Below are 25,150 nucleotides of genomic sequence, written 5' to 3' on the forward strand. Positions count from 1 at the left end.
AAGAAAAAGCCCGGCATCGCCGGGCTTTCTTTATCGCGCAGTGTGGTTCAGCGCCTCGCTCACGCGTTCGACGACGTGCTGGGCGGTGACGATGCCGCCGGACAGATACACCTCGGCCGCCGGCAGGTAAACCACCTGGCCTTTTTTCACCGCCGTGGTTTTCTTCAGCGCGGTACCGGTAAGGATTTTCTGCGGTGCCACCGCGTTCGGCCGTCCGGTCGCGGCGTCTCTGTCGATAACGAACAGCCAGTCCGGATTCAGTTTGGCCACCTGCTCAGGCGTCAGCTTGTTGCCGCGCACGTCTTTTTCGTCGGACTGCAGCGCAGACGAGAAGCCGAGGGCGTCATAGACGAAGCTGAAACGGCTCTTGGGGGCGTAGGCGCTGATCTTGCCGCCGGAGAACAGCACCACCAGCCCGCGCCCGGCCTGAGCGGCCTGTGGTTTGACCGCCGCGATCTGCGCATCCAGCTTATCGACCGCCGCCTGCGCCTGCTGCCGCTTATCGAACAGCTCGCCCAGCTGCAGCGTGCGCTGTTTCAGGCTGCCCAGCTGATCCTGCGGATCGACGGACATGTTCAGCGTCGGCGCCAGCGCGTTCAGCTCGTCATAGGCTTTGGACGCCCGGCCGGCGATCAGGATCAGATCCGGCTTGGCGGCGCGCAGCACGGCCATATCCGGCTCGAACAGGGTGCCGGCATTGAGGTATTTGTCATCCTGATAACGCTTCAGATTATCCGGCAAGTTCTTGCGGTTGCCGGGCAGCGCCAGCGGCTCGACGCCCAACAGCTGCAGCGTTTCAAGCGAGGCGTAATCCAGCACCACGATGCGCTGCGGGTGCTTTTTCACCTCGGTGCTGCCGTTCAGGTGCTGGACGTTGACGGTGGCCGGCGCCACCGGCGCGTCGGTTTTGCTGTGGCAACCCGCCAGCGCCATCGCGGCCAGCAGGGCGATCATCAGGGGGGAGCGGCGTAATCTCATGGGGCTTCCTCACGGTGATGGAATGAAAAGGGCGCGCAGCGCGCGCCCAGGGGCATCAGAAGTTGTAGGTCATGCCGACGGTGTAACGGCGGCCGTCCAGCGTGGTGCGGTAGTGGTCGTAATCCACGGTTTTGTCGAGGATGTTGTAAACCCCGCCGGTCAGCTGCAGGTTCTTCGCCGCCTGATAACTCAGGCCCGCATCGACAAAGGTGTAGGATGGGGTGCTGGTCTCCATCGACGTGCGGCTCAGGTAGTCAGAGGTGCGGCTGCGGAAGTTGACGCGCGACCACAGGCTGAGGTCCTGCGTGGCCTGCCAGTCCAGCACGGTGTTGAGCATGTGCTTCGGCATCTGGTTGAGCGCCTTACCCTGGAAGTCGCCGCTCTTCTGTTCGGAAGCGGTGTAGGTGTAGTTGGTGTTCCACTTCCAGTCTTTGTTGATCTGCCAGCCGAAGGTGGCCTCTACGCCGCGCATATTGGCTTTGTCGACGTTGACGCGATCGCTGATAAAGTCATAGACATCGTTGCCGATCTTGCAGTCCGGCGTGTCTTCGCAGCGGCGTACTTCGGTGATCTTGTTCTTGAAGTCGGTGTTGAAGACCGTCACGCCGGCGTTGACGCCTTTCAGGCTATCCCACATCAGGCCGATCTCTTCGCTCAGGCTCTTCTCCGGCTGCAGATCCGGGTTGCCGACGATGATGCCGTTACGCACGCCGCCGCCGGTGACCTGGCCCCAGCTGGCGGAGGATTGGCGCAGATCCGGCGAACGGTAGCCGGCGGAGACGCCGCCTTTCATCGTCCACTGCTCGGTCAGGTGCCAGACGCCGTACATGCGCGGCGACCAGTGGCTGCCGAAGTTCTGATCGCGGTCCATACGGATGCCGCTGGTCAGGCTGAAGTCGTTGGTCAGCGCCCATTCGTCTTCGGCGAACAGCGCCCAGCTCCAGCGCGTCAGCTGGTTGACGTCTTTCGCCGAGCTCAGCTGGTTGCCGCTGTCGCCCAATTTCTCATAGCGGTATTGGCCGCCGAGGTTCAGCATATGGGAACCCAGCTCGAACTGGTTCTGGGTGTTGAAGATGGTGTTATACATCTTCATCTTGCGACCCGGGTTATTGGTCTCTTCCCGCTGAACGTAGCTGGTGGAGTTGCCGAAGTCGTAATAACCGTTGTGGGTCAGCGAGTAGTTGGTGCGCGTGTAGAGATCTTCGCTGCGAGAGGTAGGTTTGCACTTGCCTTTGCTGCAACGCTCTGCCACCACCGATTTGCCCGGTGTGCTGTTGCGATCCTGCAGCGAGCGGCCGATTTCGAAGTCGAATTCGTTTTTCTCGTCCGGCGTCAGGGTGAACACCGCGGTGCCGCTGCGCATGCGCTGTTCGTTGTAACCGTTGGCGATTTTATCTTCGGCGCGGCGCGACAGCAAGCCGTTGACCCGCACGCCGAGCAGGCCTTCAATCAGCGGGCCGGAGGCGTAGGCGTTGGTCTGGAACAGATCGCCGGAATCGCGGTTTTCCTGAAGGGTGGCGTCGCCGTGCAGCGAGCCTTTCCACTCGGTGCGGGAGGTCTTGCGGGTGATGACGTTGATCACGCCGCCCATGGCGTCGGAACCGTACAGCGAAGACATCGGCCCGCGCACCACTTCGATACGCTCGATGGCTTCCATCGGCGGCAGCCAGCCCTGTTCGATGCCGGCGTTGTCACTGTTCGGACGGGTACCGCGGGTGTCAACGCGCTTGCCGTCCACCAGGATCAGCGTGTACTTGGAGGACATGCCGCGGATGCTGATGTCACTGCTGCTGGCGCCGCCGGTGACCACCACGCCCGGCACGTCTTTCAGCGCGTCGGTCACGTCGCGATAGGCCTTGTCTTCAATTTGCTGGCGTGGGATCACCGAGATGGAAGCGGCGGAGTCCTGAATTTTTTGCTGGAAGCCGGAGGCGGTGACGACCATGGTGTCCTGGGTGTCATCCTGCGGCGCGGCCAGCGCGGCGGTGGCGCTGAGTGAGGCGACGACCAGAGCGGCGAGCTTGCTGTAACGTGGCGTTTCCATGAGGTAAACCTTTCCTGGATTGAAGTGAAAGTAATTAACCAATTGAATTTCTAATGAAATTATTCATCGTTCGCTGAGAAATACTTCGCTTCGTCAGCGTTGCGTGAGGATATTGTAAGGATTTTTTACTGAATGTAAACGCTAATGATAATTCATATCATTTGTATGCTTGTTCTGCTGACGGGAAAGGGTAACCGGATGAATTAAAGGGAAAAGCGGCGCAGCGGGCGTGCGCCGGGGAGGATCAGCGCTTCTGGATGTAGGTGATGGCCAGCGCCAACGCCAGCACCAGGCCTTTGATAATGTCCATGGCGTAGTAGGGCACCGACAGCATCACCAGGCCGTTTTGCAGCACGCCGAGGATCACCGCGCCGATCAGGGTGCCGAGCGCATTGGGTTTACCGGCCCCGGCCAGCGAGAAGCCGATATAGGCCGCCGCCACCGCGTCCATCAGATAACCGCCGCCGGCGTTGACCTGCGAAGAGCCGATACGTGACGCCAGCAAGATGCCGCCAAGCGCCGCCAGCCAAGAGGAAATGACGTAAGCGGCAACCCTGTAACGCACGGTGCGGATGCCCGACAGACGTGCGGCTTCGGGGTTGCCGCCGATGGCATACATGCGGCGGCCATGCTTGGTCAACGACAGGAACAGCTGCACCGCGACGGTGACCGCCAGCATGATCAGCACGATCACCGGCACCTGGCCGAGGGCGGAAAACACCTCCGGGATCAGGCCTTCCGCCATGTCACCATTCGGCAGCACCATGTTTTGGGTGATGGATCCGCCGTAGCTGTAGGTCATCGCCACGCCCTGGATCACGAACAGGCTGGCCAGCGTCGCCAGCATATCGGGAATTCTGAACACCACGATCAGCAGGGCGTTGAACAGGCCGACCAGCGTGCACAGCAGCAGCGTTACCACGATGGCGCCGGTGGTGCCGAACCCGTGCCAGACGAACAGCGAAATCACCAGCGCGTTGGCCAACGAGGCGGTTGAGCCGACCGACAGATCGAAACCGCCGACCGACAGCGAGATAGAGACGCCGATGGCGATCACCGTCACGATGGCGATCGAGCGCAGGATATTGATGATGTTGTTGGCATCGAGAAAGTTGTCCGACGCCAGGCCGAACAGGGCGATCAGCGCCGCCACGGTCAGCAACATGCCCCATTTGTAGAGGAAATCGTACAGCTGTTGGCGCCAGGGCAGCGCAGGCCGCAGGGCTAATTCTTTACTCACGCAGGGGTTCCTCCGGTGGAATAGAGCAATAAGGTTTCTTCGTCGATGTCGGCGGCGTTCAACTCCGCCACGATGCGGCCGTCCCACAGCACGCAGATGCGATCGCACAGGCCAACCAGCTCGGCGAACTCGCCGGAGGCGTAAATCACGCCTTTGCCGGCGCGCGCCAGGCCGTCGATCAGGCCAAACAGCTCCTGCTTGGCCTTGATGTCCACGCCCTTGGTCGGTTCATCGAAGATCAGCACCTCGGCGTCGCCGCGCAGCCATTTGCCGATCGCCACTTTTTGTTGATTGCCGCCGGACAGGCGCGCCAGCCGCTGTTGCGGGCCCGAGGCGCGAATGTTCAGGCGCTGCATGATCTCGCGCGCCCAGCGCAGCTCTTGCCGCCGGCTGAACAGGCTCCAGCGCGAGAAGCTGTCGTCGGCGCTGACGCTCAGGTTCATCGGGATCGCCTCATCGATGAAGATGCCCTCTTTGCGGCGCTCTTCCGGCACCAGCGCCAATCCTTGTTCGACCGAGAGGTGCGGCGCGCGCGGTGCCCAGGGTTGCCCGCGCAGTTCGCCGCGCTCGAGCTGCACGGCGCTGGCGCCGAACAGCGCTTTGCACAGCTCGGTTTTGCCGGCTCCAGCCAGCCCGGCGATGCCGAGAATTTCGCCCTCATGCAGCCGCAGCGAAACGTCGCGCAGCTTGTGGTGATCGCGCAAGCCTTGCACCTGCAGCAGCGTTCGCTCGGCGTGCGGCGGGCGCGGCGGTGGGAAAATGTCGTCCAGCCGATGGCCGAGCATCTTCTCGACGATCTGCTCGCCGCTCAGCCCGCGCATGGGATCTTCACTGACGCGCCGGCCGTCGCGCAGCACCGTCAGCCGATCGCAAATGTCGCTCAATTCGTGGATGCGGTGGGAAATAAACACGATGCCGATGCCTTCGGATTGCAGGCGGCGCACCACGTTAAACAGGCGCTCGCTCTCGGCGCGATCGAGCGGCGCGGTCGGTTCGTCGAGCACCAGAAAACGGCAGCGGTGCGACAGCGCACGCGCCAGCAGTACCTGCTGTTTTTCCGCCAGCGTGCAGTCCGCCAGCCGCCTGCGCGGGTTGAGCGGCAGCGCCCATTGCTGCAGCAACTGCGCGGCGCGGCGGTGCAGCTCCGCCCAGTTCAGCCAGTGGCCCGGCTCGTTCAGCCAGTCCAGCATGATGTTTTCCGCCACCGACAGCGTGGGGATCAGCGCGACGTCGACCTCTTGCTGCACCACGTGAATACCGTGGCGGCGCGCCTGCAGCGGGGAGTGGATCGCCACCGCCTGGCCGTCGATCAGGATCTCGCCGCGATAATGATCGTGGGCGCCGGAGAGGATCGCCATCAGCGTCGACTTGCCCGCGCCGTTGGCGCCGACCAGCGCGTGGATTGAACCGCCGTGCAGCGTGAAGTCCACGTCCTGCAGCGCGTTGAAGCCGGCGAAGGCGATCGAGATATTGCGCATCTCGAGGCGCGAAGGCGTTGCGGTTGACATTGCGTAGTAAGGCCGTTTAGATGTTTAGATGGCTGTTCTGCTCTGTTGTAACACAGATTGCGCCGTTGGCAACCAACAAAATGGCATAACGGCGGTGAAAAACGCGTTGGCGGGCAGGGGCGCAACCCGCGTCAGGCTGCGCCGGTGCGAGAAGCGGTCAGAAGGTGGTGGGGGTGTGTGCGCTGACGATGCGGCAGATGCGCGCCGAGGTATTGCTGAAGCTGTGCGGGATGCCGGTATTAATGGCGTAGCTCTGACCGGCGGTCAGGCAGTAGCTCTGGCCGTTGATGGTCAGCACGATCTCGCCTTCCAGCAGGGTGCCGATCTCTTCGCCCTGGTGTTTGATCTTTTCGCCGGTGGTGGTGCCGGGTTGGTAGGTTTCCAGCATCATCGCCAGGTTGCGCGTCGGGCTGCCGTTGTGCACCAGCTTCATCGACACCCCCTGGCTGCCGATCTCAATCAGGTCCTCGGCGTCGATCACCACGCGCGGTTCGTCGGCGGCTTCCGGTTCGGCAAAGAATTCAGACAGCGACAGGCCATACACCTTCAGCAGCTTTTGCAGCGTGCTGATGGCCGGGCTGACCTTGTCCTGTTCGATGGTGCTGATCGCACTGTGGGTTAACCCGGACAGTTCGGCGACCCGGCGCTGCGACAAACCCAATTGCTGACGGATCTGCGACAGGCGTTTGCCCGGTGCCAAGCTGGCTTCGCTCATAGCGGTACTTCCTTCTGGTAGGGGCGACAGGCAGACATGAATATCGCTATCGGGCGCCTGTCTGGGCGATAACGATGCTGCATGATATCGGTAGTTAGGGCAGGTTTGGAAAATATATTGCCCATGTTCACTCTCGGTGCGTTGGACGAAATAATTGACGTAAAAAGAACGGCAAGGCCTTTTCGGTCAATATTTTATCAATTTAGCAGCCGGTGGCGAATAATCAAACAGGATTGTAACATTTGCAAACCTATTCTGTTAAGGCTATGTTTCATATTGTGGATGTTATTTTGAGCGCCCAGCAGCGGCGCGGCCTGGCGAGAAATCCAATCATGTGTTGAATCGAACGGCGGACGGGCGCCAACGCGCCTTAAGAGCATAATGGCGGGTGACGTATGCAAACCAATAGCGCAGCAGTTGAACATTTTGCACAGCATCATGAAGAGAGGCGAAGTAGCGCGTTCCAAAATGAGGTTGCTCATTATTTGGAACGCCATCCCGCCACGCAGTATGTCGATATCCTTCTCACCGATCTCAATGGTTCCTTCCGCGGCAAACGCATACCCGTCTCAGGGCTGAAAAAACTGGAAAAAGGCAGCTATTTCCCCGCGTCGGTGTTCGCCATGGACATTCTCGGCAACGTGGTGGAGGAAACCGGTCTTGGGCAGGAGCTCGGCGAACCGGACCGCGTATGCCTGCCGGTGCCCGGCTCGCTGACGCCGTCGGCCGCCGATCCGGAGCATATCGGCCAGGTGCTGCTGACCATGCTGGATGAAGATGGCACTCCCTTTGACGTTGAACCCCGCAATGTGCTGAACCGCGTGTGGCAGGCGCTGCGACAGCGCGGCTTGTTCCCGGTGGCAGCGGTAGAGCTGGAGTTTTATCTCATCGATCGGCAGCGCGACGCGGAGGGCGATCTGCAGCCGCCATGCGCGCCCGGCACCCAGGAGCGCAACACCCAAAGCCAGGTGTATTCCGTCGATAACCTGAACCATTTCGCCGAGGTGCTGAACGACATCGACGCGCTGGCGAAGCTGCAGGGGCTACCGGCGGACGGCGCGGTGGCGGAGGCGTCGCCGGGGCAGTTCGAGGTCAACCTGCGTCATACCGACGATATCTTGCTGGCCTGCGACCACGCGCTGGCGTTGAAGCGGCTGGTGCGGCTGGTGGCCGAGAACCACGACATGCACGCCACCTTTATGGCCAAACCCTATGAGGATTACGCCGGCAGCGGCATGCACGTGCATGTCAGCATGCAGGACGGGGCGGGCAACAACCTGTTCGCCGATGCGGAAGGCGAGGATTCACCGCTATTGAAACAGGCGCTGGCCGGGATGATCACCCTGATGCCGGCATCGATGGCGCTGCTGGCGCCGAACGTCAACGCCTACCGGCGCTTCCAGCCGGGGATGTATGTGCCGATCCAGGCCGCCTGGGGCCACAACAACCGCACCGTGGCGCTGCGCATTCCCTGCGGCGAACCGGAGAACCACCGGGTGGAGTACCGCGTGGCCGGTGCCGACGCCAATCCCTATCTGGTGATGGCGGCGATCCTGGCCGGCATGCTGTACGGGCTGGACAACGCGCTGCCGCTGCCAGAGCCGGTGACCGGCAACGGCCTGGAGCAGGAGGGGCTGCCGTTGCCGATCCGCCAGAGCGACGCATTGTACGAGTTCGAACACCAGCACGCGCTGACCCATTATCTGGGCGAGCGTTTTACCCAGGTTTATCACGCCTGCAAGACGGACGAACTGCTGCAGTTTGAACGGCGGGTGACGGAAACCGAGATCGACTGGATGTTGAAAAATGCCTGAATGGGCGTATAAAGTAAGAGGTATGTGCGGGCGACCGGCCTGCTGGTAGCGGATTAATTCGCCTGCCGGGCTGGTTTTCCGTTCGATCGACAAAAAGAATTTGTATTTGAGGGCTTCCGGATCTTGTCATCCGGAGGCATTCTGGTGCAAAATATCTCAAATGCAGATAGCCGACGTTTTAACGCGTCGGTTATTTTTTTTGCATTAAGTTTTACCAACGTAGCGTTTCATACACCAAGCGAGGCCGGACACCGATCCGGATAGATAAATAGTTTCGTGCACGATCAAACAAAACTTTATGGTCGTGACTCATGAGGATTAGAAAGATGGGGCAATTTTTCACTTTAGCACCGGTGCCCGCCGGTTTCCGCTGTGGCCGCAGCGACTATGGAGCAGCCGAGGTTTCCTCGACCCGTTATCCAGCTTACAATCCCCTTCTTTTAGAATTAAGTCGCTCGTTGCGAAGTTTCCCCGCAACCTTAAGTCTTGGCGTGTCCGCCATCCGCAAGGCTCAAGGTAAGGGGGGGCTGAACAATGTCCGATAATACCCTCAACGCCGCTCCGGCTCAGCGCACCCAGCTGCGCAAAACCCTGACTTTGGTTCCGGTAGTGATGATGGGCCTGGCTTATCTGCAGCCAATGACCATCTTCGATACCTTCGGCATCGTATCCGGCCTGACCGATGGTCACGTCGCGACTGCGTACGCCTTCGCTCTGCTGGCGATCCTGTTTACCGCCCTGAGCTACGGCAAGCTGGTGAAGAAGTTCCCTTCCGCCGGTTCTGCCTACACTTACGCCCAGAAAGCCATCAGCCCGCACGTCGGCTTTATGGTGGGCTGGTCATCGCTGCTGGACTACCTGTTCATGCCGATGATTAACATCTTGCTGGCCAAGATTTACCTGGAAGCGATTTTCCCGGGCGTCCCGTCCTGGATCTTCGTGGCGGTGCTGGTCGGCTTGATGACGATTTTCAACCTGCGCGGCATCAAGCTGGTGGCTAACCTGAACTCCATCATCGTGGTGGTGCAGGTGGCGATCATGATCGTGTTCCTCGGCCTGGTGATCAACGGCATTTACCACGGCGAAGGCGCCGGTACGCTGGTCAGCAGCCGTCCGTTCTGGTCCGATAACGCCCACGTGGTGCCGATGATTACCGGCGCGACCATCCTGTGCTTCTCGTTCCTGGGCTTCGACGGCATCAGCTCGCTGTCTGAAGAGACCAAAGACGCAGAGAAAGTGATCCCGAAAGCCATCTTCCTGACGGCGCTGATCGGCGGCATCATCTTTATCGTGGTGTCTTACTTCGTGCAGCTGTACTTCCCGGACATCTCGCGCTTCAAGGATCCTGACGCGTCGCAGCCTGAAATCATGCTGTACGTGGCGGGCAAGTTCTTCCAGTCGGTGATCCTGGTGTTCTCCTGCGTGACGGTATTGGCGTCTGGCATGGCGGCACATGCGGGCGTTTCGCGTCTGATGTACGTGATGGGCCGCGACGGCGTGTTCCCGACTCGCTTCTTCGGCTATGTGCATCCGAAGTGGCGTACCCCGGCGCTGAACGTGCTGCTGGTGGGCGCCATCGCGCTGTCCGCGGTATCGTTTGACCTGGTGACCGCGACCGCGCTGATCAACTTCGGTGCGCTGGTGGCCTTCACCTTCGTCAACCTGTCGGTGATCTCGCAGTTCTATATCCGCGACAAGATGAACCGCACCGTGAAGGACACGTTCAACTACCTGATCCTGCCGGTGATGGGCGCACTGACCGTCGGCGCGCTGTGGGTCAACCTGGAAGCCAGCTCGATGACGCTGGGTCTGGTCTGGGCGGCTATCGGCCTGATCTACCTGGCCTTCGTCACCCGCAGCTTCCGTTTGCCGGTGCCGCAAGCGAGCGAAGACGCCGCCTAAGCGCGAGCCGTCTCCTCTGCCACCAAAAAGGCCGCATTTGCGGCCTTTTCCTTTTCTGCTTGCAGCGGGTTTTACCCTACCAACTCTTTGCCGTAATCGAACAGCGCTTTCAGCAGGGCGGTTTTCTCTTTGTCGCCTTCGTGCAGGTTATACAGCGATTCGAGCTGCAGCAGGTAACTCTGCACGCGCTCCGCGCTCAACGCTTCCTGGCGGTGCTGCAGCCAGCGGCGCTGCTCGGCATCGTCCAGCGTATTCGGGTAGTTGCGCGCGCGGAAGCGGAACAGCAGCTCTTTCATGCGGCCGTCGCTGAAGGCCAGATCCAGCGCCGGCAGGTTCTGCGGCTTGGTCTGCTGAATAATCCTCATTGCCGCCTTGTCGGCGTCGCTGAAGAAACCGTCGTACAACCGGGCGTCGACGTCGTCGGAGCCTTTGAACGGCTCGGCTTCGGCGAACAGCGCCACCACTTTCTCGCGCACTTCCGGGTGCTGTTTCAGCAGCTGCAGGTTCTGCAGGCAGGCCTGGCGATCGATGCCCAGCCGCTCGGCGTTCTCCGGCAGCAGGGTTTTGGCCGGCGCCAGCACCGGGCATTTATTGATGTGTACCAGCTTGATCGGCACCGGCGCCTGATCCGGCGCCAGGTCGTCGCGGCGGGTATACAGGCGTTCACGCAGCTGCTCGGCGCTCAGCGTCAGCAGCGGCGTCATATCGCCGGCGAGATCGCACATGATCACCGCGTTCTTGTTGTCCGGGTGCCAGGCCAACGGCGACACCCAACTGGTATTGCCGCGCGCTGCGCCAAACATGCCGGAGACATGCACCAGCGGCGTCATTTCGGCGACGTCGATCAGGGCGTTCAGCTTGTGTTTGTTGCGGTGCTGCAGCAGGAAATCGAACAGCCGGGGCTGCGCCTGCTTGACCAGTTTGGCCATCGCGATGGTGGCGTAAACGTCCGACATCGCGTCGTGAGCCTGCGTGTGCTCGACGCCGTTGGCGCGCGTCAGGTGTTCGAGGCGGAAGCTGGGGAAGCCGTCTTCGTTTTCCGGCCAGACGATGCCGTCGGGGCGCAGGGCATAGCAGGCGCGCATCACATCCAGCAGATCCCAGCGCGAGTTGCCGTTTTGCCAGCTGTAGGCATAGGGATCGTAGAAATTGCGATAGAAGATATTGCGGCTCACTTCGTCATCGAAGCGGATGTTGTTGTAACCGAGAATGCAGGTGCCGGCCACGCTGAAGGCCTGATGGATTTGGCGGGTGAACTCGGCCTCGTTAACGCCTTTGGCGCGCGCCACCTGCGGCGTGATGCCGGTGATCATCACCGCCTCGGGTTCCGGCAGGTAGTCGTCGGCCGGGGCGCAGTAGATGACCAGCGGCTCTTCGATAATGTTGAAATCCATATCGGTGCGCACGCCGGCGAACTGCGCCGGGCGATCCAGCGACGGGCTTTTGCCGAAGGTTTCGTAATCGTGAATATAAAATGTGGCCGTTGCCTTGCTGCTCAAAATCGCGTCTCTTCAGTGGCGGATACAAGATGCCCCTATTGTAACGGCGTGGGGAGCGATGCCAAGCGGCGGTTAGCGAAATGCGCGCAATTACGCACGGCGATAATAATCCAGCCGTTGATGAAAGTAGGGGAGCAGGTGGTCGGGGATCTGTTGTTCCGTTTCCGCCTGGGTCGAGGCGATGCCGTAGCGCTCGTTGTAGATCACGCTGATGGCCAGCAAATCGGTTTCTATTTTTTCGCGTTGTGCCTGCGGTAAGCTATCCAGCTTTCGAGCCATCGTTATCTCCCTGTTAACCTTAGGGCATAATAGGATCGTTAGCGGGTCTTGTCCCTACCCATTCCGGGGGGCGGTGGACGCCTGAGCGCCTTGCTGCGAGCAGGGGACCAGGCTGTGGCGGGCGGCGAACTCGCTCTGCGGCTGGTGTGCATTGAGGCGATCAGCCCGGTTATACAGCGAACAGGCGCCGCCGATGACCGCCACCCAAAACAGGGTGCACAGCAGCAAAACCCCCAACCAGGCTTTTTGGTTATAGGTCATAAGTCCTCCACGGACGAGAAGAGAAATAACATTGACCGTTAAATTAAATCAGGGGCTACATCAATGGTATTTAAACAGTAGGGATTAATCGCAATGCGTGCCCGACTCTTTTGTTACGAAATCCATGATGGATGTTTCAAAAGATTCCTTAAGATAATATTAAGAAAATTGAGTAGGGGCGCCGTAATTCTATTTAATATTTGTTTAATTATCCGCAGATACAATCTTCCACATTCAATGCCAATGTGGGTGACAATTATGAAAACGCTACTGTTAACCGGCGCTACCGGCTTTCTCGGTGGTGCAGTTCTCGAAAAATTATTGATTGAAAATCAGTCTATTAATTATCTTTTACTGGTGCGCGCCGATGATGCGCAGCAAGGGCTGGCCCGTATTCGCGCGAATATGGAAAAGTTTAATATCGATGCGAACCTGCTGTCTAAAATTACGATAGAAAATATATTGTTGGGCGACCTTTCCGAGCCGGCCGACTTTTTAACTGACGCACGTATTAACAATGTCACGCACGTTATTAACTGTGCGGCCGTTGCTTCATTTGGTAATAACCCGCTCATTTGGAAGGTAAACGTAGAAGGCACTCTGGCCTTTGCCGAAAGAATGGCGCAGGTGCCGGGATTAAAACGTTTCCTGCACGTCGGTACCGCCATGTCTTGTTCGCCGGAGCCGGGTTCGCTGGTGGCGGAGAGCGGCGAGTTTGAGGAAGACGCCGAGCACCTGGTGGAATATACGCGTTCCAAATCCACCATCGAACAGCTGATGCGGCAACGCTGCCCGCAAATGCCGCTGACCATCGCTCGTCCGTCGATCGTGGTGGGGCACACCCGCCTGGGCTGCCAGCCTTCCAGCAGCATTTTCTGGGTGTTCGGCATGGCGCTGATGCTGCGCAAATTCATGTGCTCGCTGCAGGACAATATCGACGTGATCCCGGCGGACTACTGCGCGGATGCGCTGGTGATGCTGATGAACAGCGAAACGCTGGAGAACGACGTGTATCACATCTCCGCCGGCGTGGAGAGCAGCGTCAGCTTTGCCGAAATCGACAACGCCATGGCGGCCGCGCTGGAAAAAGCGCCGGTGGGCGATGAGTATGCGCAGGTGACGTATGACGCGCTGGTGAAAATGCGCCGCCAGCTGAAAGACATTTTCGGCCCGTGCAACGAGCGGCTGATGCTGAAAGCGATGCGCCTGTACGGATCTTTCGCCATGCTCAACGTGCGTTTCAGCAACGAGAAGATCCTCAAGCTGGGCATGCCGAAGCCGCCGCGCTTCACCGACTACATCGCCGGCTGCGTGCAGTCGACCCGCGGGCTGTCTATCCAGCAGCAGATGGTGGTGGACTTCAAATAACCGCCGGGCGCCCGAGGTTGTTCCGCTACCAGGACGAAGAGGACCAGAAGACGCGGCCGAGCACCACCAGTTGCTCTTTGCGCTGCTGATAGCTGAGGTGCTCGTCCTGGTACTCTTCCCGGTTGAGGGAGCGGATGATGACGCCGCCGTCCGGCTGCTCGATCAGCACCTTCACCCGCAGCAAATTGCCGTGGCGGATGGCGTAGGTCTTGCCTTCCCGGATGCGCGTGTCGTCGGTGTTGATGCCGACCACGTCGCCGTCCTGCAGGCGCGGCTCCATGCTGGAGCCGGAGATGCGAATAATACGCGCGGCGTTGACCGCCACCCCCATCTTGTGCAGGTAGTAACGGCGGAAGATCAGCGAAAACTCCTCGCGATCGACGATTTCGTAGCAGCCGTCGCCGGCGGAAAAATCAATATCCAGCAGCGGGATCTCCACAAACTCTTCCTTGTCCTGTTCGGTATCTTCCCATACCACCGGTTTCAAACGGGCGGGCTGGAAGTCCGACTCCGCCGCCACGTTGTCAAACGGGCGCACCAGCTGCTTTTCGTGAAACACGTCGAACCAGCCCTTGGGCAAATTCAGCCTGGCCTCGATCCGCCTGGCCAGATTGTCGCCAAGATTGCGGGAGGATTTTTCCCCGATGATTTGGCTCAGCGTCGGCGCGGAAGACTCAACCAGCGTGGCGAACTCATTCTGGTTGACGCCTTGCCGGGCGTAGCGGGCCATCAATTCGCGCAGATTGTTGCGCCTGATTTCTTTAGTTTCCATTGTTCGATGATCGCACTCTTTAGCAAAAAGGTAAATAACGGTTTTGCTAAAAAACGCTTGCGCATAATTTAGCAATTAGCTAAAACAAAAGGGTGAGCCAAAGGTTCACCTGTGCGGAGCGGCCTGTCATGATGAGAGGCCGCTCAGTGAAATCAAACGAGAGAGGGACTTTACGATGTACAAGATTGATTACAATAGCTACCGATCGGTCGCCAGCTTCGGCCACCGCGTGCGTTTTCTGGTGCTGCACTACACGGCGCAAAACTTTGCCGACTCGGTGAAGTCGTTGACCGGAAAATCGGTCAGCGCGCACTATCTGGTGCCGGATCCGACCGAGGCCACCTATCAGGCCGCCGGCTTTAGCGGCGTGCGCATTTTCAACCTGGTGGACGAGAACGAGCGCGCCTGGCATGCCGGCACCAGCCAGTGGGGCACCCGCAGCAATATCAACGACACCTCGATCGGCATCGAGATCGTCAACCTGGCGAGCGGCGACGGTGAAAACATCACCTTCCCGCCGTTTAACCCGCAGCAGATCGAGGCGGTCACCCAGCTGGCGCAGAATATCCTGCAGCGTTACCCGGACATCTCGCCGGTGAACGTGGTGGCGCACTCCGACATCGCGCCGGGCCGCAAGAGCGATCCGGGCCCGCAGTTCCCGTGGCAGCAGCTGTATCAGGCCGGCGTCGGCGCCTGGTATGACGAGGCGACCAAGCAGCAGCGCCAGCAGGAATACTGCCACCAGGGGCTGCCGGCGCAGGCCGAGCTGCTGAAGCTGTTCGCCCAATACGGCTACGACACCTCGGCGGCCAATACCGCAGAAGGCTATCGCCAGCTGGTGCGCGCGTTCCAGCTGCACTTCCGCCAGCAGAAGTATGACGGCGTGATGGATGTCGAAACCGCCGCCGTTCTGCGCGCGCTGGTCGACAAGTACGCCGCCTGAGCCTGACCGCGAATGGGGGACGCCTCATTCGCCTTTTCCTTGCCGGGCTTCCTCCGCTAAAATAGCGGCCTGGCTGGTCTTTATCGGAGGCATCGTGCGCCTCGATCGAAAAATCTCTTCCCTTGAATTGCTGACCTACCGCCACTATCGCATCGTCCACGGCGTGCGCATCGGGCTGGCGTTTATCCTGACCTTTCTGCTGATCCGCTTGCTGGCGGTGCCCGAAGGCACCTGGCCGCTGATCACCCTGGTGGTGGTGATGGGGCCGATCTCGTTTTGGGGCAACGTGCTGCAGCGGGCGCTGCAACGCATTGCCGGCACGGTGTTCGGCGCCGCGTCCGGCCTGATCGCCCTGTATCTGGAACTCTATTCGCTGCCGCTGATGCTGGTTTGGTGCGGCGTGGTGATGTTCGTCTGCGGTTACCTGACGCTCGGCAAACGGCCGTATATGGCGCTGCTGGTAGGGATCACGCTGGCGGTGGTGTGCGGCGCGGGCGCCGGCGACATGCATACCGCGCTGTGGCGCAGCGGCGACGTGATCTTCGGCTCGCTGCTGGCGCTGCTGTTCACCAGCATCTACCCACAGCGCGCCTATATTCTGTGGCGCATGCAGATGGCGGACTGTCTGCAAACCGCCGCCCGCCTCTACGGCGCGTATTTTTCGCCGAACGTCATTGAGCGGCCGCGGCTGGAGCCGCAGCTCAAGGACCTGCTGAATCAGGTGGTGAAGCTGCGCAGCCTGATCGTGCCCGCCAGCAAGGAAACCCGCATCCCCAAAGCGGTGTTCGAGGCGGTGCAAACCCTCAGCCGCAATCTGGTGTGCACGCTGGAGCTGATGGCCGACGCCTACTGGGCCTCGCGTGAAACGCACTTCATCATGTTGAACGCCCACACGCTGCGCAGCACCCAGCTGCTGACGCTGAGCTCGCTGGAATCGCTGGCGGTGCTGATGCGTGAAGGGCCCCAGGCGCAGCGGCAGGCGGCGGCGGGGCAGCTGGCGGAGATCGCCGGCGAGCTGAAAACGCTGATGCAAGAGGTCAGCCTCGGCCAGCACGGCGAAGCGCCGATTTACGGCTATGTCTGGCTCAGCATGGAGCTGGCGCAGCAGCTGGAAGAGCTGGGGGATCTGCTCCAGGTCTGCACCGCCGCCGGGCGCGAATAAGGGGTCAGATCATGAAGGCGGCGCTTTGGGTTTTGGCCGCCGGGGCAAAGTGGGTAAGATAAGGCAATCACTGTTGTGCCGGACCGCCACAAACCTGTATCTTGGTGCCATGTGGCCGTAAGCAAATGAATCTGTGTATTACTAAAGCAAGGGTATAAAGATGGATAATGCAAATAAGCCGAGTTTTCAGGACGTGCTGGAGTTTGTGCGTATGTTCCGCCGCAAAAACAAACTGCAACGCGAGATCGTCGACAACGAAAAGAAAATTCGTGATAACCAGAAGCGCGTGCTGCTGCTCGACAACCTGAGTGAGTACATCAAGCCCGGCATGAGCATTGAAGACATTCAGGGCATCATCGCCAACATGCGCAGCGACTACGAAGATCGCGTTGATGACTACATCATCAAAAATGCCGATCTGTCCAAAGAACGCCGCGAGCTGTCCAAAAAGCTGAAAGCGATGGGCGAAGTGAAGTAACCCGCGTTAGCGGGCCGGGCGTCCTGCCTGGCCCGCATCCTTATCCCGCCTGATTTTCCGTTCTTGCCGACACTGCCGTTTCCGTTGGGGCGTTCCCCGGCGGCCGAAGGCGCCTCCCCATCCTGCAGGATCTGCAGGTGACCGCCGGGGAACGCTTGTTACTGCTCCGCGCCGTACATGTCGAAGTCGAAATACCTGTCGTTGATTTTCTTGTAAGTGCCGTTGGCGCGGATCGCCTGCAGCGCGGCGTTGAAGGCGTTCAGCAGCGCGGTATCGTCTTTGCGCACCCCGATGCCGTCGCCGACGCCGAAGTATTTGCTGTCGGTCAGCTCGGCGCCGATAAAGGCGAAATCTTTGCCGCCGGGCGTTTTGAAGAACTCGCTGGCGCTGACGCTGGCCAGCAGCGACGCATCCAGCCGGCCGTTGGCCAAATCTTCGTTCACTTCCTGTTGGCTTTGGTAGGCCACCACGTTGACGCCGGCCGGGCGCCACAGCGCGTTGGCGTAGGCCTCCTGGCTGGAGCCTTGCTGCACGCCGACCGATTTGCCCTTCAGCGAGGCGACGGTAGGCTGCAGGTTGCTGCCCTTATGCGCCACCAGCCGCGCCGGGGCGTTCGAGACCTTGCTGGAGAAGGCGATCTGCTGCCGGCGCTGCGGCGTGATGGTCATCGACGAGGCGATGGCGTCGAATTTCTTCGCCTGCAGGCCGGGGATCATGCCGTCCCAGCTGCTTTCTACCCACACGCATTTGGCCTGCATCTGGTCGCACAGCGCCTGGGCGATATCGACGCCGAAGCCGGTCAGCTTGCCCTGCGGGGTTTTATATTCCAGCGGTGGAAAGGTGGGATCGATGCCCAGTTTGATCACTTTGCCGCTGAATTCACCGCTCAGCGCGGGAAAGCTCGCGGCCAGCGGCAGCAACAACAACAGCCCTTTGATGGTTTTCATGTCATTTCCTCAGCGTTGGCGATTAAACCGCAGGGCGAGCTAAAAAGCGCTCGACCAATTTGACCCAGTAGGTGGCGCCCAGCGACAGACTGTCGTCGTTGAAGTCATAACCGGGGTTGTGCAGAGAATTGCCCGGCGTGGCGGGGCCGTTGCCGATCGAGATGTAGCTGCCCGGGCACTTCTCCAGCATAAAGGCGAAATCTTCGCTGGCGGTGAACGGCCGCAGCGTGGGGATAACCCGGCTCTCTCCGGCCCATTCCAGCGCCACCGCGCGCGCCAGCTCGGTTTCTGCCGGGTGGTTCACCAGCACCGGGTAGCCGTGCTGATAGTCGATCTCCGCGCGGGCGCCGAAGCTGGCGGCCTGCGCCGTGACCAGCTCGGTGATGCGCTGCTCCAGCCGCTCACGCACCGCCGCCGTCAGCGCGCGCACGCTGAGCGTCAGGGTGGCGGTCGCCGGGATCACGTTGGCGGCCTGGCCGGCCTGCATCGCCCCCACGGTGACGATCGCCGTTTCCTGCGGATCGATATTGCGCGCCACGATGGTTTGCAGGCTCATGACGATGGCCGCGCAGGCCACCACCGGATCGACGGTGCTCTGCGGCACCGCGCCGTGGCCGCCGTGGCCATGCAGGGTGATGTGTACCGTATCGGCCGAGCACATGAAGGGGCCGCTGGCGAAGCCCAGGTGGCCGGTGGGGAAGCCGGGCACGTTGTGCATGGCGAACACCGCGTCGCAGGGGAAGCGCTCAAACAGGCCGTCTTCAATCATCACTCTGGCGCCGCCGCCGCCTTCTTCCGCTGGCTGAAAGATCAGGTGCAGCGTGCCGCTGAAGTTCGGCTGCTGCGCCAGATAGCGCGCCGCCGCCAGCAGCATGGCGGTGTGCCCGTCGTGGCCGCAGGCGTGCATCACCCCGGAATGGGTACTGGCGTGCGGCAAGCCGGTCGTTTCGGCAATCGGCAGGGCGTCCATGTCGGCGCGGATGCCGAGCGATCTTCCCGGCCCGCGCTGCAGTGTGGCGACAACGCCGGTTTGTCCTACGCTGCGCGTGACGCGGTAACCCCATTCCTCCAGCCGCTGCGCCACCAGAGCCGACGTCGCGAACTCCTGGAAGCCCAGCTCCGGGTGGGCGTGAATGTGGCGGCGAAGCGCGACCATCTCATCATGAACGGCGGCGATCTCAGGCAGTACGAGTGAAGGGTTCATCACGGTCTCCGGCAAAAGAGTCCCGACCAACGGGCACGGAACGGGGCAGAGGGATAGGCATCGAGACTAGCAAACTCCGTTTTTGCCGGGTAGCCGCCGTTCGGTTATGCTGACAACCAATGACTGTCAGGAGGTGAACATGAAACTGCACCAACTGCAGGCGCTGGTGGCCAGCGCCGACAGCGGCAGCATTCGCGCGGCGGCGCGGCATCTGGGGCTGTCGCAGGCGGCGGTGACCCGCGCGCTGCGCGAACTGGAGCAGGAACAGGCGCTGCCGCTGCTGATCCGCACCCCGACCGGGCTGGGCTTTACCCCCTACGGCAAAACCCTGCTGGCGCACGCCCGGCTGGTGTTGAATCAGCTGGAGCAGGCTCAGGGAGAAATGGCGGCGCTGCGCGGGCGGGCGGCGGATCTGGTCAAGGCGGCGATCACCCCCTGGTTGATGCTGACGGTGCTGCCGCCGGCGGTGATGGCGTTTCGCAGCAAGGTGCCGGCGGTGCGGCTGGAACTGTCGGAAAGCCTGATGGCCAACGCCCAGTCGCAGCTGCGCGAGGGCACGATGGACTTTGCCATTACGCCGCTGCCGGCGTCGTCGGCGCCGCAGGAGTTCCACTGCGAGCCGCTGCTGGAGTATGAAACGGCGTACATGGTGCGGCGCGGCCACCCGCTGGCGCACAGTACCTCGCTGCATCAGCTGCTGGAGCAGGATTGGGTGATGAGCTATACCCCGGAAAGTTTCGATGCGCTGCTCGACGAGGTGTTTCACCGCCACGGCGCGCGCCTGCCGCGCCAGCGCATTATCCAGGCGCATTCGTTCGGCATGCTGCAGGCGCTGGTGGAGTCCGCCGAGATGTGCACCTGGTGCCCGCGGCCGATCGTCGCGCTGCCGCAGTTCGCCTCCCGCGTGCAGCCGCTGGCGCTGCGGGAGAGCTGCCAGCCGGCGCAGCTGAATATCGTCACCCGGCGCAACAGCATTCTGAGCGCCGCCGCCCATGCGTTTATCGACACGCTGGTGCGCACCCTGCGCCAGCAGGCGCGATCGTCGCGGCCGGAAGATCGCCAGATCTACGATCGCGTGCGCCTGCTGATTTAGCGGATCCCCCCGGATCGCCGATCCCGTAAATGGGATCGCGATCCGCATTTGTAGCATTTTTAGCCGCAATGTTAACGATATGTGATTTCGCTCAAATAATTATTTTTGCAGCTTTGGTTATATGTCGCTCTATGTTCACGTTGTCATTTTGAGTTTTCCTGGGTGTTTGATGATTAATCAATTGAAATTTATCACTTTATAACGTTTGTTGTTTTTTGTTGGATAAAAATGACAACGTCAACATTAAGAAAATTCAAGCGTTTAACGAGTGTATTGGAGGAAGAGATGAGCCAGTTGCCGGAAAAAATGCGTGCGGTCGTTTGCCACGGCCCGCAGGACTATCGTTTCGAACAGGTGCCCACGCCGCTGCCGAAGGCGCGCGAGCTGGTGATCAAGGTGGAAGGCTGCGGCATCTGCGCCGGCGACTGCAAGTGCAAGAATGGCGCACAGATGTTTTGGGGGGAGAACCCGTGGGTTAAACCGCCGGTGGTGCCGGGCCACGAGTTCTACGGCCGCATCGCCGCGCTGGGCGAGGGCGCGGAAGGCAAATACCGGCTCGGCGAGCGGGTGATCGCCGAGCAGATCGTGCCGTGCTGGGAGTGCCGCTACTGCAAATCCGGCAGTTACTGGATGTGTGAGACGCATAACATTTACGGCTTTCAAAAAGACGTGGCGGAGGGCGGCATGGCGGAGTACATGCGCTTTTCCGAGAACGCCATCGTGCACAAGATCCCGGAAAGCCTGAGCCATGAAGACGCGGTATTGATTGAGCCGATGGCCTGCGCCATTCACACCGTGGCGCGCGGCGACATCCAGCTGGACGATGTGGTGGTGCTGGCCGGCGCCGGGCCGCTCGGGCTGTGCATGGTGCAGGTGGCGCGCCTGAAAACGCCGAAGAAACTGATCGTGATCGACGCTATCGACGAGCGGCTGGCGCTGGCGAAGGAATTTGGCGCCGACGTGGTGATCAACCCGCTGAAGGAAGACGCCGACCAGATCGTCAAATCGCTGACCGGCGGCTACGGCTGCGACGTGTACATCGAGGCCACCGGCGCACCGATCGGCGTCACCCAGGGGCTGCAGATGATCCGCAAACTGGGCCGCTTCGTGGAGTTCAGCGTGTTCGGCAAGGAAACCACCGTCGATTGGTCCATCATCGGCGATCGCAAAGAGCTGGACATCCGCGGCGCGCACCTGGCGCCCTACAGCTACGAAATCGCCATCGATCTGTTCGAGCGCGGGCTGGTGACTTCCAATGGCGTGATTACCCACAGCTATTCATTGAACGACTGGGACGAAGCCTTCGCCCTGGCGGACTCGACCGACTCCATCAAGGTGATCCTGGTTCCCTGACCCTCCCGCTGTACCGCTGTTGCAGTCACGACCGCCGGCCCGCTCGCAATGGGAGGCCGGCCGGTCGGCCAAACGTAAAGACATGCTGTTGCTCTGATAACCACAACAAGAAGCTTCCCTACAGGAGAATTGGCTATGTTTTCATTATTCAAAAAGACCCTGCCTTTTATCGTCGCCGGTGGAATGTTGGCGGCCAGCCATGGGGCGCTGGCCAAGCAAATCACTATCGGTATGTCGTTCCAGGAAATGAACAACGACTACTTCGTCACCATGAAGCAGGCGCTGGATCAGGCGGCGGCGGATATCGGCGCCAAGGTGTACGTGGCCGATGCGCGCCATGACGTCGCCAAACAGATCGGCGACGTGGAAGACATGCTGCAGAAGAAGGTGAATATCCTGCTGATCAACCCGACCGATTCGGTGGGGGTGCAGTCGGCGGTGATCTCCGCCCATAAGGCCGGCGCGGTGGTGGTGGCGATCGACGCCCAGGCGGAAGGGCCGCTGGATTCGTTCGTCGGCTCGGAAAACTACGACGCCGGCTTCCAGGCGGGCGAGTACCTGGCGAAAGCGCTGGGCGGCAAAGGCAAGGTGGCGATCCTCGACGGCATCCCGGTGGTGCCGATCCTGGAGCGCGTGCGCGGCTTTGAAGCGGCGATGAAGAAATACCCCGACATCAAGATCGTCACCAAGCAAAACGGCAAGCAGGAGCGCGACACCGCGCTGACCGTGACCGAAAACATGCTGCAGTCGGCGCCGGATCTGGCGGGCATCTTCAGCGTCAACGACGTCGGCGCGCTCGGCGCCCTGGCGGCGATCGAAAGCAACGGCGCCAAGGTCAAGCTGGTCAGCGTCGATGGCCAGCCGGAAGCCATCAAAGAGATCCTCAAGCCGAACTCGCCGTTTATCGCCACCTCGGCGCAGTTCCCGCGCGACCAACTGCGCATCGCGCTCGGCATTGCGCTGGCCCGCTACTGGGGCGCCACGGTGCCGAAAACCGTGCCGGTCAAAGTGAAGCTGATCGACCGCAGCAATGCGGCCGGCTTTAGCTGGTAACAGTGGCCAGGTTCGCCCCGCTGCGGCGGGGCGTTCGGCGCGGAGGGCAATGCGGTGACACCTTTACTGGAACTGAAGCGAATAAAAAAGAGCTTTCCCGGCGTAAAGGCGCTGGACGGCATCGATCTGGCCATTCAACGCGGCGAAGTGCACGCCCTGCTGGGCGAAAACGGCGCCGGCAAATCGACGCTGGTGAAAATCATGTGCGGCATCTATCAGCCGGACGAGGGCGATATTTTTATCGACGGCGAGCAGCGCCGCTTTAACAACTATCGCCAGGCGAGCGAGGCCGGGGTCGGCATTATTTTTCAGGAATTCTCGTTGATTCCCTACATGAGCGCCATCGACAACATCTTCCTTAACCGGGAGATCCGCAACCGCTGGGGCCTGCTGGATCGGCGGGCGATGCGGCGCAAGGCCGAAGCCATTTTCAAGCGGCTGACGGTGGCTATCGATCTCGATTGCCCGGTGGAGCAGCTGAGCGTGGCGCAGCAGCAGTTCGTTGAGATCGCCAAGGCGCTGTCGCTGGAGGCGCGGGTGCTGGTGCTGGATGAGCCGACCGCCACGCTGACGCCGGGCGAGGCCGAGCACCTGTTCAGCGTGATGAACGATCTGCGGTTGCTGGGCGTCGGCATGGTGTTTATCTCGCACCACCTGGACGAGATCTTCACTATCTGCGATCGCATCACCGTGCTGCGCGACGGCGCCTACATCGAAACGCTGGCCACCGGCGACACCAACGTGGAAGAGCTGGTGCGGCTGATGGTCGGGCGCAAAATCGAGAACGCCTTCCCGGTGAAACAGCACCCGGTCGATACCGCGACGGTGCTGCTGGAGGCGGAGATCCAGCGTGAGAAGCACGGCGCGACCGACCGCTTCCACCTGCACAAGGGCGAGATCCTCGGCTTCGCCGGGCTGGTGGGCTCCGGGCGCACCGAGACCGTCTCGGCGCTGATCGGCGCCAGCCGCTGCCACCGCAAACGCGTCAGCCTCGGCGGCCAACCGGCGGCGCTGCGCTCCCCGGCGCAGGCGCTGGCGCAGGGTATCGGCCTGCTGCCGGAGAGCCGCAAAACCGAGGGCCTGGTGCTGCCGTTTTCGGTGGCGCAGAACATCACCCTCAACCGGCACCACCGGCGCGGCAAGATTTTCGTCAGCGCCCGTAAGGATCGCGACGTGGTGCAGCGGCTGATCCGCGCCGTGGGGGTGAAAACCCCGGACGCCGATACCTCCGTCAGCACCCTGAGCGGCGGCAACCAGCAGAAGGTGGTGATCGCCCGCTGGCTCAACAACGACTGCAACATCCTGATCTTCGACGAGCCGACGCGCGGCATCGACGTGGGCGCCAAGGCTGAGATCTACCAACTGATGCAGCAACTGACCCTGCAGGGCATCTCCATCATCATGATTTCCTCCGAACTGCCGGAGATCATCGGCGTGTGCGACCGCGTGCTGGTGTTTCGCGGCGGCCACATCGTCGCTGAGCTGACCGGCGACGACATCGAATCCAACCACATCATGCTTCACGCGACCGGGAGTGCCTTATGATCGGAATTGAACAACCCGCCGTGGCGCGCCGCGCCGCCGGCCCCAGCCTCGGCAAGCGCTGGGAAAAACTGCTGCATCATCCGGCGGTCTTGCCGTTTATCGGCTTCGCTGTCCTGTTCGTATTGATGAGCCTGCTGAACGACAGCTTCCTCAGCGTCAACAACCTGACCAACGTGGCGCGCCAGGTGTCGATCAACGCCATCATCGCGGTGGGCATGACCTGCGCCATCCTGACCGGCGGCATCGATCTCTCGGTGGGGCCGGTGATGGCGCTGGCCGGTTCGGTCGCCGCCGGGCTGATGCTGGCGGCGGTGCCCATTCCGCTGGCGATGGTAGCGGCGCTGGCGGTCGGCGCGCTGTTCGGCCTGGCCAACGGCGCCTGCATCGCCTATCTGCGCATGCCGCCGATCATCGTCACCCTGGCGTCGATGGGCATCGCCCGCGGCCTGGCGCTGCTCTATACCGGCGGCTACCCAATCTCCGGCCTGCCCGACGTCTTCTCGTTCTTCGGCCGCGGCACGGTGCTGGGCATCCAGGTGCCGATCCTGATCATGCTCGGCGTGTATGTGCTGGCCTGGCTGATGCTCAATCAGCTGCCGTTCGGCCGCTACGTCTATGCGATGGGCGGCAACGAAGAGGCGGCGCGCCTGAGCGGCATCCGCGTGCCGCGCTACAAGATGCTGGTGTACGTGATTAGCGGCCTGACCGCCGCGTTGGCCGGGCTGGTGCTGACCTCGCGCCTGATGAGCGGGCAGCCCAACGCCGGCGAAGGCTTCGAGCTGGACGCCATCGCCGCCGTAGTGCTGGGCGGGGCGGCGATCTCCGGCGGGCGCGGCGCCATCGTCGGCACGCTGGTGGGGGCGATGATGCTCGGGGTGCTCAACAACGGCCTCAATCTGATGAACGTATCGCCGTATATCCAGAACGTGGTGAAGGGCGGCATCATCCTGGCCGCCATCTACCTCAGCTCCGTGCGGCGCAAATAGGAGGCG

23 protein-coding genes are annotated in these 25,150 nt (G+C 61.2%); 11 read left to right on the forward strand and 12 right to left on the reverse strand.

The genetic code is table 11. The annotated features are described in order from the left end of the window. Window positions 1-30 precede the first annotated feature (30 nt). From AWX27_RS06320 to AWX27_RS25275, 6 genes are all read right to left on the reverse strand, one after another. On the reverse strand, window positions 31-978 hold the full coding sequence (locus AWX27_RS06320; RefSeq protein WP_060420230.1) for a siderophore ABC transporter substrate-binding protein: 948 nt from the start codon (window positions 976-978) through the stop codon (window positions 31-33). A gap of 55 nt (window positions 979-1,033) precedes the next feature. After that, window positions 1,034-3,022: a ligand-gated channel protein gene (locus tag AWX27_RS06325; RefSeq protein ID WP_060420232.1), complete on the reverse strand. Its 1,989-nt coding sequence runs from the start codon at window positions 3,020-3,022 to the stop codon at window positions 1,034-1,036. A gap of 244 nt (window positions 3,023-3,266) precedes the next feature. Beyond that, on the reverse strand, window positions 3,267-4,262 hold the full coding sequence (locus AWX27_RS06330; protein ID WP_060420241.1) for an ABC transporter permease: 996 nt from the start codon (window positions 4,260-4,262) through the stop codon (window positions 3,267-3,269). Beyond that, window positions 4,259-5,770, reverse strand: coding sequence for a sugar ABC transporter ATP-binding protein (locus AWX27_RS06335; protein ID WP_060420244.1), 1,512 nt, complete (start codon window positions 5,768-5,770; stop codon window positions 4,259-4,261). Before AWX27_RS06335 ends, AWX27_RS06330 begins: the two co-directional genes overlap by 4 nt. 157 nt (window positions 5,771-5,927) lie before the next feature. Then, window positions 5,928-6,485, reverse strand: a complete 558-nt coding sequence (puuR, locus tag AWX27_RS06340; protein WP_038877865.1) for an HTH-type transcriptional regulator PuuR — start codon at window positions 6,483-6,485, stop codon at window positions 5,928-5,930. A 197-nt stretch (window positions 6,486-6,682) separates the two neighbouring features. Beyond that, entirely contained in the window at window positions 6,683-6,967 is a 285-nt protein-coding gene (locus tag AWX27_RS25275; RefSeq protein WP_162215439.1) for a hypothetical protein, read from the reverse strand. Here AWX27_RS25275 and AWX27_RS06345 point away from each other — a divergent pair. Both AWX27_RS06345 and AWX27_RS06350 read left to right on the forward strand, forming a co-directional pair. Further along, entirely contained in the window at window positions 6,881-8,299 is a 1,419-nt protein-coding gene (locus tag AWX27_RS06345) for a glutamine synthetase family protein (protein WP_060420247.1), read from the forward strand. The genes AWX27_RS25275 and AWX27_RS06345 overlap by 87 nt on opposite strands. A 534-nt stretch (window positions 8,300-8,833) precedes the next feature. After that, window positions 8,834-10,201, forward strand: coding sequence for an APC family permease (locus AWX27_RS06350; protein ID WP_038877871.1), 1,368 nt, complete (start codon window positions 8,834-8,836; stop codon window positions 10,199-10,201). Between the two features lie 71 nt (window positions 10,202-10,272). On the opposite strand, the gene sbcB is transcribed toward AWX27_RS06350, so the two are convergent. From sbcB to AWX27_RS06365, 3 genes are all read right to left on the reverse strand, one after another. Continuing rightward, window positions 10,273-11,700, reverse strand: a complete 1,428-nt coding sequence (sbcB, locus tag AWX27_RS06355) for an exodeoxyribonuclease I (protein WP_033635248.1) — start codon at window positions 11,698-11,700, stop codon at window positions 10,273-10,275. 90 nt (window positions 11,701-11,790) lie between these two features. Next, on the reverse strand, window positions 11,791-11,979 hold the full coding sequence (locus AWX27_RS06360) for a DNA polymerase III subunit theta (protein ID WP_049200522.1): 189 nt from the start codon (window positions 11,977-11,979) through the stop codon (window positions 11,791-11,793). Between the two features lie 54 nt (window positions 11,980-12,033). Then, a complete protein-coding gene (locus tag AWX27_RS06365; RefSeq protein WP_060420250.1) occupies window positions 12,034-12,240 on the reverse strand; it encodes a hypothetical protein in 207 nt (68 codons plus the stop codon). 258 nt (window positions 12,241-12,498) lie between these two features. On the opposite strand from AWX27_RS06365, the gene AWX27_RS06370 reads away from it, so the two are divergent. Then, on the forward strand, window positions 12,499-13,608 hold the full coding sequence (locus AWX27_RS06370; RefSeq protein WP_049200545.1) for an SDR family oxidoreductase: 1,110 nt from the start codon (window positions 12,499-12,501) through the stop codon (window positions 13,606-13,608). A 25-nt stretch (window positions 13,609-13,633) separates the two neighbouring features. Here the strand turns inward: AWX27_RS06370 and AWX27_RS06375 are convergent, their stop codons facing one another. Beyond that, window positions 13,634-14,380: a S24 family peptidase gene (locus AWX27_RS06375; protein WP_019453597.1), complete on the reverse strand. Its 747-nt coding sequence runs from the start codon at window positions 14,378-14,380 to the stop codon at window positions 13,634-13,636. A 175-nt stretch (window positions 14,381-14,555) separates the two neighbouring features. On the opposite strand from AWX27_RS06375, the gene AWX27_RS06380 reads away from it, so the two are divergent. The 3 genes from AWX27_RS06380 (at window position 14,556) to tmaR (ending at window position 16,963) form a co-directional block, all read left to right on the forward strand. Next, window positions 14,556-15,323 (forward strand): N-acetylmuramoyl-L-alanine amidase, encoded by a 768-nt coding sequence (locus AWX27_RS06380; RefSeq protein WP_060420253.1) that lies wholly within the window; start codon window positions 14,556-14,558, stop codon window positions 15,321-15,323. A gap of 94 nt (window positions 15,324-15,417) precedes the next feature. Then, window positions 15,418-16,485, forward strand: a complete 1,068-nt coding sequence (locus AWX27_RS06385; protein WP_060420256.1) for an FUSC family protein — start codon at window positions 15,418-15,420, stop codon at window positions 16,483-16,485. A 160-nt stretch (window positions 16,486-16,645) separates the two neighbouring features. Further along, window positions 16,646-16,963: a PTS system regulator TmaR gene (gene tmaR, locus AWX27_RS06390; RefSeq protein WP_004935612.1), complete on the forward strand. Its 318-nt coding sequence runs from the start codon at window positions 16,646-16,648 to the stop codon at window positions 16,961-16,963. 158 nt (window positions 16,964-17,121) lie between these two features. On the opposite strand, the gene AWX27_RS06395 is transcribed toward tmaR, so the two are convergent. Then, complete coding sequence (locus AWX27_RS06395) at window positions 17,122-17,910, reverse strand: ABC transporter substrate-binding protein (RefSeq protein ID WP_038877877.1); 789 nt, start codon at window positions 17,908-17,910, stop codon at window positions 17,122-17,124. A gap of 22 nt (window positions 17,911-17,932) precedes the next feature. Next, complete coding sequence (locus AWX27_RS06400; protein WP_060420259.1) at window positions 17,933-19,114, reverse strand: M20 aminoacylase family protein; 1,182 nt, start codon at window positions 19,112-19,114, stop codon at window positions 17,933-17,935. A gap of 139 nt (window positions 19,115-19,253) precedes the next feature. Between AWX27_RS06400 and AWX27_RS06405 the strand changes: the two genes are divergently transcribed. The 5 genes from AWX27_RS06405 to AWX27_RS06425 all read left to right on the forward strand — a co-directional run bounded on the left by AWX27_RS06405 (window position 19,254) and on the right by AWX27_RS06425 (window position 25,144). Further along, window positions 19,254-20,207 carry a LysR family transcriptional regulator gene (locus AWX27_RS06405; protein ID WP_060420262.1) on the forward strand — a complete coding sequence of 318 codons (954 nt, stop codon included), beginning with the start codon at window positions 19,254-19,256 and terminating at the stop codon, window positions 20,205-20,207. A gap of 285 nt (window positions 20,208-20,492) precedes the next feature. Then, window positions 20,493-21,560 (forward strand): zinc-binding dehydrogenase, encoded by a 1,068-nt coding sequence (locus AWX27_RS06410; protein WP_060420265.1) that lies wholly within the window; start codon window positions 20,493-20,495, stop codon window positions 21,558-21,560. A gap of 135 nt (window positions 21,561-21,695) precedes the next feature. Further along, the gene (locus AWX27_RS06415) at window positions 21,696-22,613 is read left to right on the forward strand and encodes an ABC transporter substrate-binding protein (RefSeq protein WP_060420268.1); all 918 of its coding nucleotides are present in this window, start codon (window positions 21,696-21,698) and stop codon (window positions 22,611-22,613) included. 54 nt (window positions 22,614-22,667) lie between these two features. Then, a complete protein-coding gene (locus tag AWX27_RS06420) occupies window positions 22,668-24,158 on the forward strand; it encodes a sugar ABC transporter ATP-binding protein (RefSeq protein ID WP_060420271.1) in 1,491 nt (496 codons plus the stop codon). Beyond that, entirely contained in the window at window positions 24,155-25,144 is a 990-nt protein-coding gene (locus tag AWX27_RS06425) for an ABC transporter permease (protein ID WP_038877882.1), read from the forward strand. Before AWX27_RS06420 ends, AWX27_RS06425 begins: the two co-directional genes overlap by 4 nt. Window positions 25,145-25,150 lie beyond the last annotated feature (6 nt).

It is taken from the genome of Serratia sp. 2880STDY5682894 (genome assembly GCF_001537385.1).
Classification (GTDB): Bacteria; Pseudomonadota; Gammaproteobacteria; order Enterobacterales; family Enterobacteriaceae; genus Serratia; species Serratia nevei.

What these genes read in the sequence shown, in the direction of transcription:
- AWX27_RS06320 (WP_060420230.1), bottom strand. Translation starts at nt 978, where the DNA reads ATGAGATTACGCCGCTCCCCCCTGATGATCGCCCTGCTGGCCGCGATG.
- AWX27_RS06325 (WP_060420232.1), bottom strand. Translation starts at nt 3,022, where the DNA reads ATGGAAACGCCACGTTACAGCAAGCTCGCCGCTCTGGTCGTCGCCTCA.
- AWX27_RS06335 (WP_060420244.1), bottom strand. Translation starts at nt 5,770, where the DNA reads ATGTCAACCGCAACGCCTTCGCGCCTCGAGATGCGCAATATCTCGATC.
- puuR (WP_038877865.1), bottom strand. Translation starts at nt 6,485, where the DNA reads ATGAGCGAAGCCAGCTTGGCACCGGGCAAACGCCTGTCGCAGATCCGT.
- AWX27_RS06345 (WP_060420247.1), top strand. Translation starts at nt 6,881, where the DNA reads ATGCAAACCAATAGCGCAGCAGTTGAACATTTTGCACAGCATCATGAA.
- AWX27_RS25275 (WP_162215439.1), bottom strand. Translation starts at nt 6,967, where the DNA reads ATGAGCAACCTCATTTTGGAACGCGCTACTTCGCCTCTCTTCATGATG.
- AWX27_RS06350 (WP_038877871.1), top strand. Translation starts at nt 8,834, where the DNA reads ATGTCCGATAATACCCTCAACGCCGCTCCGGCTCAGCGCACCCAGCTG.
- AWX27_RS06360 (WP_049200522.1), bottom strand. Translation starts at nt 11,979, where the DNA reads ATGGCTCGAAAGCTGGATAGCTTACCGCAGGCACAACGCGAAAAAATA.
- AWX27_RS06365 (WP_060420250.1), bottom strand. Translation starts at nt 12,240, where the DNA reads ATGACCTATAACCAAAAAGCCTGGTTGGGGGTTTTGCTGCTGTGCACC.
- AWX27_RS06370 (WP_049200545.1), top strand. Translation starts at nt 12,499, where the DNA reads ATGAAAACGCTACTGTTAACCGGCGCTACCGGCTTTCTCGGTGGTGCA.
- AWX27_RS06375 (WP_019453597.1), bottom strand. Translation starts at nt 14,380, where the DNA reads ATGGAAACTAAAGAAATCAGGCGCAACAATCTGCGCGAATTGATGGCC.
- AWX27_RS06380 (WP_060420253.1), top strand. Translation starts at nt 14,556, where the DNA reads ATGTACAAGATTGATTACAATAGCTACCGATCGGTCGCCAGCTTCGGC.
- tmaR (WP_004935612.1), top strand. Translation starts at nt 16,646, where the DNA reads ATGGATAATGCAAATAAGCCGAGTTTTCAGGACGTGCTGGAGTTTGTG.
- AWX27_RS06395 (WP_038877877.1), bottom strand. Translation starts at nt 17,910, where the DNA reads ATGAAAACCATCAAAGGGCTGTTGTTGTTGCTGCCGCTGGCCGCGAGC.
- AWX27_RS06400 (WP_060420259.1), bottom strand. Translation starts at nt 19,114, where the DNA reads ATGAACCCTTCACTCGTACTGCCTGAGATCGCCGCCGTTCATGATGAG.
- AWX27_RS06405 (WP_060420262.1), top strand. Translation starts at nt 19,254, where the DNA reads ATGAAACTGCACCAACTGCAGGCGCTGGTGGCCAGCGCCGACAGCGGC.
- AWX27_RS06410 (WP_060420265.1), top strand. Translation starts at nt 20,493, where the DNA reads ATGAGCCAGTTGCCGGAAAAAATGCGTGCGGTCGTTTGCCACGGCCCG.
- AWX27_RS06415 (WP_060420268.1), top strand. Translation starts at nt 21,696, where the DNA reads ATGTTTTCATTATTCAAAAAGACCCTGCCTTTTATCGTCGCCGGTGGA.
- AWX27_RS06425 (WP_038877882.1), top strand. Translation starts at nt 24,155, where the DNA reads ATGATCGGAATTGAACAACCCGCCGTGGCGCGCCGCGCCGCCGGCCCC.